Annotated in this window: 14 protein-coding genes and 3 pseudogenes; 12 read left to right on the top strand and 5 right to left on the bottom strand. The window is 68.1% G+C overall.

Annotation, left to right across the window (positions count from 1 at the left end; genetic code table 11):
* Positions 1-274: 274 nt before the first annotated feature.
* Positions 275-481 (bottom strand): annotated as a pseudogene (locus BJF79_RS17730) (transposase); the annotation flags it as partial.
* A 311-nt stretch (positions 482-792) separates the two neighbouring features.
* Here BJF79_RS17730 and BJF79_RS60495 point away from each other — a divergent pair.
* The 6 genes and pseudogenes from BJF79_RS60495 to BJF79_RS60485 all read left to right on the top strand — a co-directional run.
* Positions 793-1,005, top strand: a pseudogene (locus BJF79_RS60495) (helix-turn-helix domain-containing protein); the annotation flags it as partial.
* Positions 982-1,290, top strand: a complete 309-nt coding sequence (locus BJF79_RS60490) for a transposase (RefSeq protein ID WP_262402195.1) — start codon at positions 982-984, stop codon at positions 1,288-1,290. The pseudogene BJF79_RS60495 and the gene BJF79_RS60490, both read left to right, overlap by 24 nt.
* A 92-nt stretch (positions 1,291-1,382) precedes the next feature.
* On the top strand, positions 1,383-1,853 hold the full coding sequence (locus BJF79_RS17720; RefSeq protein ID WP_158079207.1) for a DUF4241 domain-containing protein: 471 nt from the start codon (positions 1,383-1,385) through the stop codon (positions 1,851-1,853).
* A gap of 266 nt (positions 1,854-2,119) precedes the next feature.
* Positions 2,120-3,460, top strand: coding sequence for a hypothetical protein (locus BJF79_RS17715; RefSeq protein ID WP_075898858.1), 1,341 nt, complete (start codon positions 2,120-2,122; stop codon positions 3,458-3,460).
* A gap of 226 nt (positions 3,461-3,686) precedes the next feature.
* Positions 3,687-5,042: a tyrosine-type recombinase/integrase gene (locus tag BJF79_RS17710; RefSeq protein WP_262402194.1), complete on the top strand. Its 1,356-nt coding sequence runs from the start codon at positions 3,687-3,689 to the stop codon at positions 5,040-5,042.
* Between the two features lie 332 nt (positions 5,043-5,374).
* Positions 5,375-6,108, top strand: a pseudogene (locus BJF79_RS60485) (IS630 family transposase); the annotation flags it as partial.
* Between the two features lie 145 nt (positions 6,109-6,253).
* On the opposite strand, the gene BJF79_RS17700 reads toward BJF79_RS60485, so the two are convergent.
* Entirely contained in the window at positions 6,254-7,141 is an 888-nt protein-coding gene (locus BJF79_RS17700) for a nucleoside triphosphate pyrophosphohydrolase family protein (RefSeq protein WP_143220000.1), read from the bottom strand.
* 103 nt (positions 7,142-7,244) lie between these two features.
* On the opposite strand from BJF79_RS17700, the gene BJF79_RS17695 reads away from it, so the two are divergent.
* The 4 genes from BJF79_RS17695 to BJF79_RS17680 all read left to right on the top strand — a co-directional run bounded on the left by BJF79_RS17695 (position 7,245) and on the right by BJF79_RS17680 (position 9,880).
* The gene (locus BJF79_RS17695) at positions 7,245-7,535 is read left to right on the top strand and encodes a hypothetical protein (protein ID WP_075898852.1); all 291 of its coding nucleotides are present in this window, start codon (positions 7,245-7,247) and stop codon (positions 7,533-7,535) included.
* Positions 7,532-7,957, top strand: a complete 426-nt coding sequence (locus BJF79_RS17690; protein ID WP_075898850.1) for a helix-turn-helix domain-containing protein — start codon at positions 7,532-7,534, stop codon at positions 7,955-7,957. The genes BJF79_RS17695 and BJF79_RS17690 overlap by 4 nt, the downstream gene beginning before the upstream one ends.
* A complete protein-coding gene (locus tag BJF79_RS17685) occupies positions 7,954-8,907 on the top strand; it encodes an ImmA/IrrE family metallo-endopeptidase (RefSeq protein ID WP_075898848.1) in 954 nt (317 codons plus the stop codon). The genes BJF79_RS17690 and BJF79_RS17685 overlap by 4 nt, the downstream gene beginning before the upstream one ends.
* A 142-nt stretch (positions 8,908-9,049) precedes the next feature.
* Positions 9,050-9,880 carry a hypothetical protein gene (locus BJF79_RS17680; protein ID WP_187357013.1) on the top strand — a complete coding sequence of 277 codons (831 nt, stop codon included), beginning with the start codon at positions 9,050-9,052 and terminating at the stop codon, positions 9,878-9,880.
* Here the strand turns inward: BJF79_RS17680 and BJF79_RS17675 are convergent.
* Positions 9,877-10,143: a hypothetical protein gene (locus BJF79_RS17675; RefSeq protein ID WP_075898866.1), complete on the bottom strand. Its 267-nt coding sequence runs from the start codon at positions 10,141-10,143 to the stop codon at positions 9,877-9,879. The genes BJF79_RS17680 and BJF79_RS17675 overlap by 4 nt on opposite strands.
* Before the next feature lie 65 nt (positions 10,144-10,208).
* Positions 10,209-11,255, bottom strand: coding sequence for a nucleotide kinase domain-containing protein (locus BJF79_RS17670; protein ID WP_158079206.1), 1,047 nt, complete (start codon positions 11,253-11,255; stop codon positions 10,209-10,211).
* 56 nt (positions 11,256-11,311) lie between these two features.
* Between BJF79_RS17670 and BJF79_RS17665 the strand changes: the two genes are divergently transcribed.
* A complete protein-coding gene (locus tag BJF79_RS17665; RefSeq protein ID WP_075898864.1) occupies positions 11,312-11,596 on the top strand; it encodes a hypothetical protein in 285 nt (94 codons plus the stop codon).
* Positions 11,597-12,361: 765 nt separating this feature from the next.
* Here the strand turns inward: BJF79_RS17665 and BJF79_RS53420 are convergent.
* On the bottom strand, positions 12,362-12,559 hold the full coding sequence (locus tag BJF79_RS53420) for a hypothetical protein (RefSeq protein WP_143219999.1): 198 nt from the start codon (positions 12,557-12,559) through the stop codon (positions 12,362-12,364).
* Between the two features lie 597 nt (positions 12,560-13,156).
* Between BJF79_RS53420 and BJF79_RS17660 the strand changes: the two genes are divergently transcribed.
* Positions 13,157-13,420 carry a hypothetical protein gene (locus tag BJF79_RS17660; RefSeq protein WP_075898842.1) on the top strand — a complete coding sequence of 88 codons (264 nt, stop codon included), beginning with the start codon at positions 13,157-13,159 and terminating at the stop codon, positions 13,418-13,420.
* Positions 13,421-13,496 lie beyond the last annotated feature (76 nt).

Genomic DNA, 13,496 nt, shown 5'->3' with positions numbered 1-13,496 from the left:
TGTCGTGCCAACGACCTTCCCTTCCGGTTCTCCCCAACTCTAGTTGGGGCCCTGTCCGGAAGATCCGTGGCACCTCATAGCGAGCGCGGCAGATAAGTCAGCGAACCAGTGCTTCCCGGGTCGACGTGATGAACCGGCTCGACAGGGCCATGACCGACCCCGACCAGCATCCTGCTCACCCTCCTCGATGAGCCTGGATACCCGGCGAAGGTCGCCGGTCACCTCCAGCGGAGTGGTGTAAGAGTTGATCTCCGCGTGATCCTGTTTCTGCAGGTTAAGCGGTGAGTTCTCGCCGGTCGATCCCGGGGTCGGGTGTGTCCTCGATGACGCGCAGGCGGGCTTTGGCCAGAAACTCCAGACCCATGTAGCGGCGAGCCTCGGCCCACTCGTCGGTCTGCTCCATCAGCACCGCCCCGACCAGCCGAACGATCGCGGCCCGGTCCGGGAAGATCCCGACCACGTCCGTGCGCCGCCGGAGGTCTAATAGAGGCAGAACGGCCGGTGCTTGATGCCAGCGGGCCTGGCCGTTCGCCGTGCGGGGCGCCGTTCTGATGCCTGCGGATCTCTGGACTGTGAGCTCTCGAACAAGGCCGGCGCAGAGCGGCAGCCCTGACGGTTGGTCGAGTGAATCGAGGTGTCGCGGCGTGTTCCTGCCGTCCCTGGTTGCTGGTGACGGCAGGTTGCTGATCGTGGTGCGAGCCCGCCCGCGCGGCGCGGACTCCTAACCAGGGTTATTGGGTGATGGCGGTCGGGTAAGTCGACGGACCGTCGGTGCAGGCGTATGCCGGTGACATGACCAGATACCCCCAGGGCGGCGGAATGACCGCCGCCGGCCGTGACAAACGAGAACAAGTACGCATGCAGGCCGCACAGTGGTTCACCGAAGGACGGCCCAACGCCCGGATCGCCGCCGACCTGCGGGTCGGACTGCGGCAGGTCGAGAAATGGCGGCGGGCCTGGCGCGAGGGCGGAGCCGAGGCGCTGCGATCCAAGGGCCCGCACGGACGGCCGCGGCTGGACCGGGCGGCCTTCGCGCAGCTGGAGGCCGAGCTGAACCGCGGCCCCGCCGCGCACGGCTGGGCCCAGAGCGTGAACGCGCGGATACGCAAGGCTGTGCGCGCCCGTGGGCACTTCCCGAACGAGGCCGCAGCGATGAAGTGCGTCTACATGGCGCTGATGTCCCTGGACCCGACCGGCAAGGGCCGCAAGCGGTGGACCATGCGCTGGAAGGCGCCTCTCAACGCCTTCCAGATCGAGTTCGAAGGCCGACTCACCCCGACCGCCAACTGAACACCTCAACAACCAAGATCAGCCGTTAAGTTGACACACCCCAATTTGGCGGCGAGGTCACTGTCGAGGTGCGGCGGGCCAGGATGCTGCGGATGCCGTCCGGCAGGGGCGCGGCCGCCGACCCCGGTTGGCTGGAGGGCGGCGCCGAACCGTTCACAACGGCGATCTTGCCGGGCGAGTACGACCTGATGCTGTCCTGGGTCCGTTCGGGCGCCTGGCCGGAACGCCGGCGGATGGCCGCGGCCAGGCTCGCCGTCCGCGACGTGCCCGTGACGAGTTGGGAACTCGCGCTGCTCGAAAGCCAGGACCCCCGCACGCTGGGCGAGGGACAGTTCTTCGGCTTCGGCGTCGATTCCGGGCTCGGATGCTTCGTGGACGCCGTAGCCGTGGAGGCCCTGGCGAGCATCGCGGACAAGGCCCTTGAGGAGAAGTTCGGACCTGACGAGGACGACGAGACCCCCGAATTCACCGACCCCGCGACGGGCGCCAATCTCATCGTGTTCCCGGCCGGTGGGGCGACGGATCGTATCCGACCTGGATCGTGGCCGCGGCCCGGACGGTGAGGTGGCCGCCTTCGTCGCCGACATGCTCATCGTCAACCGCGCCGTGCCGCTGGACCCCCGGGAGCCGGGTCAGGACGGCGACAGATATGCGCTTGCCGAGCCTCGGTAGACCACGGGTGAGGGTCCGCGGGTGAAGCTACCGCCTCTGGCGAAACCCGCAGATCGGCGTTGTCCGAAGCCCCTCGATTAGCAGGCACCACAGCGACGACGTCGGTGCGCTGAAAGGGCCTCAATCACGTCCGAGGCGGAGGCTAGGGTGCACGTCCATGGATGCCGCTGATCTTGACTACAAGACCAGGACTTACGCTGCTTGCATTCCTCCACACCTGGTCTCGCGGCTCATCGAACTCGGCCATACCGATGAGGTGGAGTTCCAGGCCCGTCGTGGGGAGTGGTTCTGCGCTCGAGAGCAGGCACGGCTGCTCGCCGAACAGGGTCGGCGAGCAGAAGCGTCGGAAGTACTCGCCCCGTATGTCGCCACGGGGTGGTGGAAGGCCGTCGAGGCCATGGCGGCGATGTTGGAGGAGTGGGGCAGGGGCGACGAGGCGATCGTGCTGGCCCGTCCGCATGCGGAGGCGGGAGAGCGTTCGGCGCTGGGGTTCGTCGCGCGTCTGCTCGCGCGGCATGGCCGGGCTGATGAGGCGTTCACTCTGCTGCGCCCGCATGTCGAGGATGCGTGGCTGGCCGCTGTCCTGGTCGACGTCGCCGAGGGCGCGGGACGGGACGAGGACGCCGCCGCGCTGCTGACCGCCTGTATCGATGCGCCCCGGAGCTGCGACGACGCGTCGTGCAGCCGCCGCGGGATCGAACCCTTCAACGCCGTCGACCTGCTCGCGGCGATCCGTGAACGCCAAGGCCGCGTCGAGGAGGCGATCGCCTTGCTGCACACCCGGGAAACCACCTCGGTCAACGGCCGAGACCAACTGGCCGACCTGCTGGCCCGGCACGACCGGATCGAGGAACTGCGTGAGTACGCGGCGGCCAAGTCCCTCGGGACCGCCGCGCAGTGCCTTGCGGAGGTGCTGGAGGCGCGCGGTGACGTGGAGGGTGCGATCGCGGTGTACCGGCAGCCGCGGCGTTCAGGGTTCGGTAGGAACCACGTGGCCGTTCGTCTCGTGGAGCTGTTGGTGCGGCACGGACGGGGCGAGGAAGCTACGGAGGTGCTGCGCTCGCTCGCGGACTCGCCCGGCGGGGAGGAGGACTGGATCGTCGATATGCTGTGCACCCACTATGCCGACCAGGGCCGTCCCGAGGACGGCCTGGCGTATCTCGACGCCCTCAAGGCGCGCGACGGCGAAGAGGCATGGGAATTCTTCAGGATACGGCTCCCGCTGCTGGTCGCGTGCGGCCGCCGTGAGGAGGCGATCCACCTGGCGATGACACATCCCGAGCGCGACACCTGGGCCATCGCCGAGCTGCTGGCCGACGCCGGACGCACCGAGGAGGCCGTCGCCCTCCTCGAACAAGACGATGGCGGCAGCATTCTGGCCGACTACCTCATCGACCTCGGCCGCATCAAGGAGGCCGTGGCGATCCTCCAACACCCCAAACCCAGCCCGGCCAAGCTGCTGCAGGTTGACGACCCCACTCACGAGCCCCCGTTCTGACACGTGTCACAGCAGTCAGCCGACCAGCCCGCGAGAACCGGTGAGCCCCTGCGCACTGACGTGGTTGTCACAGACAAGGCGGAGAAACATCCTGATCCTTTCGATGCGCCATGCCTGTTCTGCCGAGGGGTTGGCAAGAGACTCACAACGATCTATGTCTTCGGTGTACGAAGCATGAATGGCGATTACGAAGAGTGCCGGTGACGTCTACCGACGGTGCGGGTGCGTGGATTCGCGAACGGGGAGGGCGTGGGGCGACCGCTGCCCGAACATGGCGGCCGGCCGACGGCATGGCAGCTGGTACCTGCGGGTCGAGTTGCCGGTCGGCCCTGATGGCCGTCGTCGGCGGATCCGCCGCGGCGGCTTCCCCACCAGGAAAGCCGCCGAGGAAGCTCTGGCCCGGCTTCGGGCGCCCTCGGATTCAGGCGGTGAGCTCGTCACGGTGGGCGAGTGGCTCTCCCACTGGCTGGCCACCCGCAACGGTGCGGCGTCCACGGTCAGTGGCTACGCGAGCCACGTCCGTCTCTACCTCGCTCCGTACCTGGGCACCGTGGCGCTGGCCGAGCTGTCGGTCTCGCACCTGCAGGCGATGTTCGCGCGCATCGCCCGCGACCACGAGCGTCAAGGAAGGCCACTGACGGCGGCCACCCTGAACCGGATCCGGGCGACGCTGCGCACCGCCCTCAACGCCGCGCTCCGCCGAGGCCTGATGTCCGACAATCCAGCCGCACGGGTGGAGTTGCCGCCCGCCCGGCGTCCGCGCGCGGTGGTGTGGACCGCAGCGCGGGTCGAACACTGGCAACGGACGGGGGAGCGTCCGCCGGTCGCGGTGTGGACGGCGGCGCAGACCGCCGAGTTCCTCCACGCCCTCGGTGACCACCGTCTCTACGCCGCGTATCACCTGATCGCTCTGCGCGGGTTGCGGCGCGGGGAGGCGGCCGGGCTGCGCTGGTGCGACGTGGACCTGGAGCAAGGCGTCGCGGCCATCTCGCAGCAGATCCAGCAGCATCAAGGCCATGTGACGGCGTGCCCGCTCAAGACCGCCTCCAGCGAGCGCGTCATCGCCCTGGACCGCACGACAGTCTCCGCCCTGCGCGCCCACCGCGATCTCCAGCAGAAGGAACAGCAGCAAGCGGGGGAGGCCTATCGGGACAGCGGTTACCTCTTCACCCGACCCGGCGGCGATCTCCTGGGGCCGGACCGACTCAGCTGCATCTTCCGCACGCTGATCGCCGTGCACGGGCTGCCGCCGATCCGTCTGCACGACCTGCGGCACGGTGCCGCCACCCTCGCCCTGGCAGCCGGTGTGGAGCTGAAAGTGGTACAGGACATGCTCGGGCATTCCAGCATCGTGCTGACCGCCGACACCTACACCTCCGTCCTCCCCGAGGTCGCCCACCGCGCCGCGGAAAAGACCGCCGCCCACGTCATGAAAGCGCGAGGCGTAATCCCGGGCACCAGCCGGACCCGCCGCCGAGCAACCAGCCGCAAGAAACGCCGCCGCGGCCGGAAGACGGCATCGCGACCGGTAGCCTCGTCGGCCCATCCCGCACGCCAGATAGGTCGCCCGCAACGACGCTGAACACCGGCGTCAGGCCGCGACTGCGCAGTTCTAGAGCCTTTTGGCTCCCTCGTTCCTCGTCGTCGACGTTTGAAGGGCTAACCGAATACGCCTCGCGTGTCGACCGGTTGAGAGTCGATGCGATGATCAGTCATGCCCAGGGGACAGGTGAAGCGTCGGCCGGGCGAGAGGTCAGGCGGCCGTCAGCTGTGTCCGGAACGCCCGGGACCCAGGACGGCCTCAGTACGACCCCAGGTGGGAGCGACCAAGGTCGCCGTGGATGGTGTTTGCCCTGGTCAGGGGTGGTGGGTCGCGTGGGACTCGAACCCACAACCTACGGATTAAAGCGCGAACCCGCGATCAAGATCAGCCGGGAACGGCTGCGACAGATCCTGCACTCCCGCGGCATCACCTTCCAGCGCACCCGAACCTGGAAGACCTCAAACGACCCCGACTTCGACACCAAACTCGACCGCATCGAGCACGTCACCGGCCAGTTCCCCGACCGGTGCTTCGCCTTCGACCAGTTCGGCCCGCTGTCGATCCGCCCCTGCCACGGCACCGCCTGGACACCGCGAGGCCGGCCCGACCGGCTGCCGGGCACCTACCACCGCACCCACGGCGTCCGCTACTTCCACGGCTGCTACTCGGTGGGCACCGACACCCTGTGGGGCGTCACCCGACGCCGCAAAAGCGGCGCCAACACCCTGGCCGCGCTCAAGAGCATCCGCGCAGCCCGCCCCGACGGCGCACCCGTCTACGTCATCCTGGACAACCTCTCGGCGAACAAGACCCCGCAGATCGAGCCTGGGCGGACCGCAACAACGTGGAGTTGTGCCCCACCCCGACCTACACCTCCTGGGCCAACCCGATCGAGGCGCACTTCGGGCCGCTGCGCACCTTCGTGATGGGCAATTCCAACCATCCCAACCACACCGTCCTGGCCCGGGAACTACAGGCCTACCTGCGCTGGCGCAACGCCAACGCCCGCCACCCCGACGTGCTGGCCGCCCAACGCCGCGAACGCGCCCGTGTCCGCAGCGAACGCCGGCAACGCTGGGGACGCCCCCGACCCAAAGCCGCATGACCAAACCGGTGAACGTTCCTGGACACCGCACTAGGCACCTGGGCTTCCTACGCCCCGCCCAGCGGCGGGGCGCGTCCGGGCCTCGGCCCGCTGGCGGGCTGCTGGCGTCAGCAAAGCGCGCAATTGACGATCGGCCTCCGGGGAGTCAGTCGTTCTCCATGGCGGGCAGCGCGGACACGGTGAGGGACTGGGTGGACATGTCCATGTCGATCACCCCGCCGCCCTGTGCTCGGAGCTGCCTCCAGGCGGTGTAGCTGGTGAGGATGGCCTTCTCCCAGTCGGCGGCGCGGTGGGCGCCGACCTCGAGATGGCCGACCATGGATCCGATGACGTCCAGGAGTTCGTTATCGATGTGGGCTTTGCCGTCCAGGAAGTTGTGCCGGCTGGCGTAGGAGAACACCAGCGCGGAGATGCCTTCCTCGATGGCGATGGCGCGCCCGCCGTCTTCGGCCTCGTCGATGTGCGGGTTGGAGCGGCGCTTGCGGCGCAGCAGCGACCGCATCACCGGTGACCAGCCGAGAACCGTGGCGTACGACAGGTGGAAGATGTCGTGCATGCGGTAGTCGTCGTCGATGTGGGAGGCGTTGGTGAGCGGGTCCCCGACGGCCTGCCCGCCCCAGGTGAGGACTGACTTGGTAGTGCCGTTCGTCTCGGTCAGGCGCAGTATGAACCGGCCGGTGCGGGGCAGTTGCTCGTGCGGTGGATAGTCCTGGTCGAAGGGGATCTGGTCGGTCGCGGTGGGACGCCAGCGGTCGGCGACCTTGTGCAGGTTGGCGGCGGCGACGTCGGCCAGATCCAGCTCGGCCTGATCCGCGAGCATCGCCAGATACCACAGGGCATCGCCGAGTTCCTCCCGGAGTTGGGCCTTGAAGGTCGGGTTCGCGCGGCCGTCGCGCAGCTGCTTCTTGTAGGCGGTGGCGATGGCGCCGGCCTCCCCGAGCAGCCCCAGCAAGGGGATGGCGACGGCGTCGGCCGGCTCCTTACCGTGCTGGAGGGTCTTACGGGCGGCGGCTTGGTACTCGTTCAGATCCACACAGTCCCCCTGTGTCTGGTTTTCCGACATCGATTGCCGGGCAAGACCACAGTGTGGCATTGTCGGACGACAGATTCCGGAAAACGCTACAAGGGGGGTGAGGATGACCGTCGTGAACGTGACACGTGCGGAGGTCGTCGAGATCACCATCGATCTGATGGCCGCCGAGCAGCACCGCGACCCTGCAGAGTTGCGAGCGGAACTGGAGGGCAAGGGGGCCGTGCTGCCGATCGACTCTCTGCTGATCGTCGAGGTGCTGACCCGGGTCGAGGACCGTTACGGGGTCCGGATCCCGGCCGACAACGAGGCAGCCCGTTCCCTGCGGTCGGTGATGAGTTTCGCCGACACGATCGTCGCTGCCGCCCAGGCCGCCGCCAGTGAGGAGACGTCATGAGCTTCGAGGAGAACACGACGCATGATCGGGAGTGGAGCCCGGGATGGGACCTGGTCGGGGAACGGCTGCGGATGGCCCGGGAGTACCTGAACTTCTCCCAGCAGCTGGTCGCCGACCGCACCGGTATCCCGCGGACGGCCGTCAGTGACGTGGAGCGGGGTGCCCGCAAGGTGGACATTCTGGAGCTGCGGAAACTCGCTCGGCTCTACAAGCGCCCGATCGGCTACTTCCTGGACGAGGATCCCGACGCCGTGGTGACCGATCATGCCGCCAAGATGCTGGCGCGTACGTTGACTCCACTGACGGAGAGCGACCGGGAGAAGGTGGTGAGTTTCGCGCAGTTCCTCCAATCCGCCCACGCCGCCGAGCTGGAGCAGCAGGACGAGGCCGAGCAGAACCAGGCCGGGGAGCGCGAGCGGTGACGTGGGGACTGGCGCACGGCCGGGCGATGATCCGAGCCACGCAAACCCACCGTGACCTGGGTCTGGATCCACGCGCCTACATCGATGTGTACCAGGCGCTGGGGCGGGCGGGCCTGCTGGTGTTCGGCCAGCCGATGGCCGACCTGTTCGGGGCCTATCTGCCCGCCATCTCCGGCAAGGGCGGTAGGAAGGCGGGCGTCGTCCTCAACACCCACCGCAGCCCCATCGATCAGCGGCATAGCGCCGCTCACGAACTCGGCCATCACGTCTTCGGTCATGGCCAGTGCACATCCGACATCACCCAGGTGTTCGAGGACCCCGACCCGGGGACGTGGCCGACGCGGGAGAAGGAGGCCGAGGCGTTCGCCGCGGCGTTCTTGATGCCGCGGACGGCGGCCCGCAAGGTGATCGAGCTGCTGGGGATCGACCGCATCACCCGCCCCGACGAGGCGTATCAGGTGGCGCTGCACCTGGGCACTTCCTACCGGGGCACGGTGCGCCATCTGGCCGCCATCAAACTGATCTCCCAGGGGGAGGCCGCCCGCTGGGCCCGCGTGCCGAAGGCGACGCTGCGCGACCGGGCAGGCGCCGGCCTGGCGGTGCCGCCGACGGGCTCGGGCTCGGTCTGGGTCCTTGGCACTGCCAGCGACGGCGCCGTCCTGCACGTCCGCCCGGGTGACCGGCTGGTGATCGACTCACCGCTGGTACAGGGCCCCGCGAGCACGCCTGCTGTCCTGCCTCCCGGAGTCAGCCGCGCGGACCCGGCCTCAGCAGCCGACCAGGGCGCGCTGGCGCTGGAGTTCGAGAACGGCGGGCCCATCGAGCTCGACATCACCGACGCGTTCTGCACCGGCGGCCCGCTGCGTTTGGAGCCGCAGGATAAAGCCGGATGGCAGGCCACTCTGGCCCCCGTCCCCGCTCTGCGCGACGGACTCAACGAACTGGTCTGAGCTGGTGCCCCTACCAGCTCCGCCACGACAACCCGTCGCGACCAAGCCCCGGCCCGGCCCGGCCCGGCCGGGAGAGCATGATCCGTTCACCGCGAGAAACGGAAACCATCCAATGCCAGTTCCGTGCATCTCAGCACCGAATGTGTCGCAGGCGTGGCTGGAGGCAGTCCGCGCCCTGGACCGCAAGGGCAGCGACCCGCGTGCGCTGCACATGGTGGTGTCCATCGACGATCCCACGACCGAGGAGGAGCCGATCCGGGCGGCGGTCGACATGCTGCTGCGCGACCTCGACCTGCCGCCCGCCGACACTGTCGCCAACACGATCTTCCCCGCCGCCCTCGCCGCGACCTGCGCCGACCACGACGAACTGGTCGAGCGATACCTGAAGTACCTCCCTCGCCTTCTCAAGTTCAAGGGAAACCACCTGGGCACCTACTTCGCCCGGCTAATCGACTACCCGGGCCCCAAGGGGCCCGTCGACCAACTGGGCGCCGCCATCGCCCGGATGCAGAAGGGGGGCCGCGCGCGGTTCACCCGGTACGAGGCGCTGGTCGATCAGCCCATGCCGCATACGCCCGAGACCATGAAGGACAAGGCCACCGAGAACGAGGCGATGGGGAAGGAGTTTGTCGACCCGGGCTCGGCTCCGGTGGAGGCCTTTTCACCGATCTACGTCCCGGGCAAGGACAACACGCCGGGCAGCTTCCCCTGCATGAGCCACTGCTCGTTCCAGCTGGACGCCGCCGGCAAGGTGCACGCGTTGGCCTATTACCGCAGCCAGTCGATGGTCCAGCGAGCTTACGGCAACTACCTGGGGCTCGGGCGGCTGCTGGACCATGTCGTCGGCCAGGCCGGTCTGGAGACTGGCCGACTCACGATCGTCGCAGGGCAGGCTCAGATAGAAGAGCCCTTCCGCCGCCGGGCCGGGCTGGTGGCGGCCCAGCCGGAGACGCTTCCTGGCCTGGCCCTTTAGGGCAGGCCGGGGGGCGGCGGGCAGGCGGCAAGGACGGCTCGGACTCGGTCGTCGGCCAGCGTGGTCATGCAGTCGTCGGCGAAGGCGCTGAAGTCACTCAGTGTCTGCGCCCAGACTGGATCGGCGGGCGGCGCCGCGTCCGCGGCCTCCACGTCAAGGTCACGGTGAATGCGGGCCCCGAGCCGTTCCATCGTGTGCACCAACAGCCACAACGCCTCAGCCGCCTGACCGTCGGTCACCGTCGCCCCTTGCTGATCGATCATGTCGCCCTCCTCTGTCCACGCCGACGCCGCCCCGGGCCGAACCCGGACCCGGACCAGGTGATGCATCATCCCCGCACCGGATCCGCCGGGGGAAGCTTTGCCGTATTGATCTTCCACTTCGGTGGGAACCACGCGGTCATCGGGGCCGGGTCGTGCCGGTACGTCTGTTTGATCCGGCTGCGGCCGCTGATCCCGACGACATCGGGGTGCGCGACACGCGCGTACTTGTCGACTTCGCAGAAGAGGTTCTGGCAGTCGATGAGCTGTAGTGGCCGACCCGACAGCCCGGGGAACTCCAGGCCCAGGCGTTCGAAATGTTCGCTCTGGGTGTCGGCCATGTAGCGGATCACCTCGGCTTCGATGCCACCTGCGGCAGGCCCGAAGCACTTGCGGATTCCATCGCGCGCGCCCGGCCCGGCCACGACGAACTCCATCTCGCTGAAGTCCAGAGGCCGACTGTAGTTCAAGTCGATCAAGAACTGGTAGGCGAGGAAATCACCCAATCCCGGATATGCCTTGAGGATCTCGAACGCCTCGGCCATCGAGCCCGCCTCCGCCAGGCGACCTGGAGCATCCGCGGCCATCATCGCCTCCAGCAGCCTGAGATGGTTTCTGTGCTTGCGGCCCTCCCCGAACGGAGGCTGCGGGATCACGTACGCGGGCGAATACAGCCGTACTCCCCGCGCGAACGCCCTGCTCAAGGCAGCGTCAAAGGTCTCGTAGGAGTACGCGCGCCAGCTGATCTCACCGACCGCGCCGATCAGTAGCCGCCAGGTCGAGATCCGGTTGAACAGCTTGAACAGCAGGGTCCGGAAGAACACCTCCGGCCAGTCCATGGGGCCGCGGTAGGACACCTGTGTGATCACGTACTGGCTGACCCGGTCGGCCGCCCGGTAGCAGTTGGTGAACCGATGCTGATTCAAGATCGGATCGCTGGTCCACGGGTCGGCTTCACCGGCCAGCCGCGAGAGATAGACCCGCTGACGTTCAACCGCGAAGCGCCAGTAGGTGTCGAAGACCGCAGTCGGACGTAGACGGCGCCCTGCGACGGTCACCGCAGATGCGGGCGGATGGTCGTCCCGCCACTGGTTCCTGATCGAGGTCGCCGTCATGGACTTATTATATATTCATTAGATATTGAATGCCTAGGCTTCTCGGAGAGGGGGGTATGGAACTCCTCAAGGACTCAGCGAAACGCACGACGTCGGTGCAGTGGCCAGATGCTGTGGACGATCGCCTGCAGGTCCTGGTGGCGCTCGCGGCGGCGGAGGGCGTGCAGGTGTCGCGCGCCCAGCTGCTTGCGGCACTGGTTGCCAGCGCTCCGATGGACGGTGTGCAGCTCGGCGAGGTTGCACGCACCTACCTGCGGGAGAGGCCGGAGCCATTCACCCAGGCCACTGGATCGGCAGGCGATCTTCCTGTCGTTCGGCGGCCCGGGGCCAAGAGGCGGTAGCTGCGGCCCGGTCACGGCTGGCCGGTCAACTGGGGACGACTCACTGAGCCGGGCCTCCAGATTGGGGCTGTTGGCCGAGAGCGTCGCGGGCGTGCGAGGCGACGTCGAGTTGACGGACACATCCGACCCCGTGCCCGCCCACGGCCATGACGACGACCAGCTCTGAACACCGTGGGGTGCCGGACGGGTGGGCGGGCACGGGGTCGGTCCGCGGCGGTGCCGCGATTCCGGTAGTTCGTACTGCGATTTCAGTACGGCGCGATGCCAGTATCCGCACGATTACAGGGCGGTTCTTCGCTTCGTAGCGTGAACGTGTCGGTTCATCGCCTGCGTATGAGGAGACCTGCAGCGCGTGCGGCACGACGGCCGTGACCCGGTCGGCCAATCCGTCACGAAGCGCCCGCAGCCCTGCCCTCGCCGGCGCCTCCGCCGTACGAACAGCATCACCATCCCGGCTCTCACCCCGGCCATGGTCTGAGCGGAACGCTGTGGTCGGCGGGCCGTCGAGGCGTACCGGCTCGCGTCCGAGCCCGAGCACGAGCAGCAGTACGAGCGGGAGCTCGCAAGCGCGCCGTCGAAGAGATCCGGGCATTCGCGATGACGTGCGCCGACACGCTGACCGGGGCCGCGGGCGTCGTACCGGCGCGGGCTACTCGCGGCCGCGGGGGCGCATCGCGCCGAAGCCGACGCGGCCAGGCCGTGGTGTGCGGCCCGCCGCACAGGCGCGGCGGGCCGCACACCACGGATGTCCTGATGTCCGACAGGTCAACGCTCGCGGACGATGACGAACAGGAGCGCGCCGATCACCCCCACCGCGCCGAGCGCGGCCGCTAGCTGCGGATCCCGGTAAGCGGCGTACCCCACCAGGATCAGGATGAGCAGGATGAGCAGCATCGTCGGGCTGATCGCGGGGGGTTCGGGAGGCTGCGCGTCCTCGGGGACTCGACGTACACTTCTAGACACTCGACCTCCATGGTTCGGGTACCGCGGCTCTCCCGTGCCTCTGCCAAAAGATCATCGGGAGGGCCGCGCTCATGTCTCGCGGCCCGGAGCCACGACCTAGTCTGCACGGTCCCGCGGCGCTTCCACACGTGTAGACGGCGGTGCGAACCCGCTGCGAACCGCGCTGCGGTCGCCGGGAATCGCTCCTCGTGGAAGGACGAGCGCTCGTTTCGGAGACTCCCAACCTACAAGATCATTTTCCGGGGCGGGCCCCGTAGTCCCTGCATACCGGGCACGGCCTCGCCCGCCCGTATCTCCTGGTCAGGTACTTAGTAGGGGTACATTCAGAAGGTCTCCGAGCGGCTCCCGTCACGGGCTGAATCCGGGCGTTCCGCAGTGGGGAATCGGCCGCATCCGGCCAAATCCCGGAAGCGGATGATCTCCTCGGTGTCGACCGAAGCCGTCTCAGCGGATCGCCCCGCGCATCATCCCCGCGGACGTGGCGGGGATGCGCTACTTGCAAGGGCGTCGGCCCCGACGGCCGTAAGCAAGGCAGGTGTGCCGATTTCTACGGCCAGTTCGGCATGTCTGCGTCAGACTCGTCGGATGGCGGGCGAAGTGGACCTGGTGAAGCTGCGGCGGGATCTTCAAGGGCCCGCGGAGGCGTACGTGGCGGGCCATCCCCACGACGAGCTTGATGCGGCGTGCGAGCGCCTTGGGTTGCCGGTGTTGGCGCGTGAAGAAGGCGCTACGAAACGCAAGCGGTTCGAGCGGTGCTTCGCGGCTCTGCCGGACGACGGCCTGCCGGCCGTCGGTCACGTCCAGCGGAGTGGTGTAAGAGTTGATCTCCGCGTGATCCTGTTTCTGCAGGTTAAGCGGTGAGTTCTCGCTGGTCGATCTTGGGGTCGGGTGTGTCCTCGATGACGCGCAGGCGGGCTTTGGCCAGGAACTCCAGGCC

Source organism: Actinomadura sp. CNU-125 (assembly GCF_001942465.1).
Classification (GTDB): domain Bacteria; phylum Actinomycetota; class Actinomycetes; order Streptosporangiales; family Streptosporangiaceae; genus Spirillospora.
Note: the sequence above shows the minus strand (reverse complement) of the source record. Positions and strands in the feature narration are given on the sequence as shown.